This is a genomic window from Noviherbaspirillum sp. ST9 (assembly GCF_048799745.1).
Lineage (GTDB): Bacteria > Pseudomonadota > Gammaproteobacteria > Burkholderiales > Burkholderiaceae_D > Noviherbaspirillum.
Genome location: NZ_JBLWFR010000153.1, coordinates 1 through 587, shown reverse-complemented (window position 1 = coordinate 587; position 587 = coordinate 1). Strand labels below are relative to the sequence as shown.

At 50.8% G+C, this 587-nt stretch carries 1 protein-coding gene; it reads right to left on the bottom strand.

What is annotated here, in order from left to right; genetic code table 11:
* Window positions 1-587 (bottom strand): TonB-dependent receptor plug domain-containing protein (locus tag ACNOHI_RS25270; RefSeq protein WP_420477479.1); only part of this gene is annotated, 587 nt, incomplete at both ends.

Here is a 587-nt window from a genome sequence, read left to right as displayed (position 1 = left end):
CGTCTTTCCGCACTTCGATCGACTCTATTTCCGCCGGGTTGAGCGCATTATTGTCAGGGTTCTCTATGGGAAAACCGTCGATGACATATAAAGGTGAGTTGTCCTGGGTCAGGGAGTTGTTCCCCCGGATCACGATGTTGACGGAAGCCCCTGGCTGACCGTCGTCTGAACTTGCTGAAACACCTGCCACCCGTCCGGCAAGGGCCTCTTCAAAAGACCTCACCGGCGCCTTGCCAACTTCCCCCATCTTCACCGAACCTACAGACCCCGTCAGGTCCTTCCGGCTTGACTGCCCGTAGCCTATAATAACTACCTCGTTCAGATCGTTATTCTGGGGCCGAAGGGTAACATTGACTACACGCGACGAGGATACTTCTTTCTCCTGGGAAACCAAGCCCATATACGTAAATACCAAAACCGAATTGCTGTTCGGAACCTTTATCGTATAGTCGTCGTTTATATTGCTTTGAGCTGCTGCAGAAGATCCTTTTAGCGTGACACTTACTCCGGGTAAACTGGCCCGGTCTTCTGACGAAATAACACGGCCGGTTATTGTAATCGTATTTTGAGCAATTACCTGCTGCATA